2 tRNA genes are annotated in these 487 nt (G+C 42.7%); both read right to left on the minus strand.

Going from position 1 to position 487, the window contains the following annotated elements:
* Positions 1-225 precede the first annotated feature (225 nt).
* Positions 226-301, minus strand: a tRNA-Ala gene (locus NiCM35_RS26675).
* A gap of 26 nt (positions 302-327) precedes the next feature.
* Positions 328-404, minus strand: a tRNA-Ile gene (locus tag NiCM35_RS26680).
* Between the last annotated feature and the right edge of the window lie 83 nt (positions 405-487).

Raw genomic sequence — 487 nt, forward strand, 5'->3', positions numbered from 1 at the left:
AGCTTCTTCACTCTGCTCCTCACGTACTGTCGTACGCTCCGGTGCTCGTTCGGTCGCTTCCTTGATCTACTTGCTTCTCTTTGCTCTCCAATCTTTGAAGGAGTATTCGTTTAATACGACTACTTTTCAAAGAAGTAATTCTCTAAAATAGAGAATCTAAGATGGCGATTACTCGGTTTATCTTGGTTACTTCTATTAAATGATTTAGTTTTCAAAGAACAATTTTGGTGGAGCTTAGCGGGATCGAACCGCTGACCTCCTGCGTGCAAGGCAGGCGCTCTCCCAGCTGAGCTAAAGCCCCAAAAATGGTATATGGTTTTAAAAAAATGGTGGGCCTAAATGGACTCGAACCATCGACCTCACGCTTATCAGGCGTGCGCTCTAACCAGCTGAGCTATAGGCCCATTTTATGCTCGATAAAGTAAAAAGGTTCATTCTTTATCTATTTTTCAAGGAATTGCTCCCTCAAAACTGAACAACCAAATCA

It is taken from the genome of Niallia sp. M35, assembly GCF_050971705.1.
In the GTDB taxonomy this organism is placed as follows: domain Bacteria; phylum Bacillota; class Bacilli; order Bacillales; family Cytobacillaceae; genus Niallia; species Niallia circulans_A.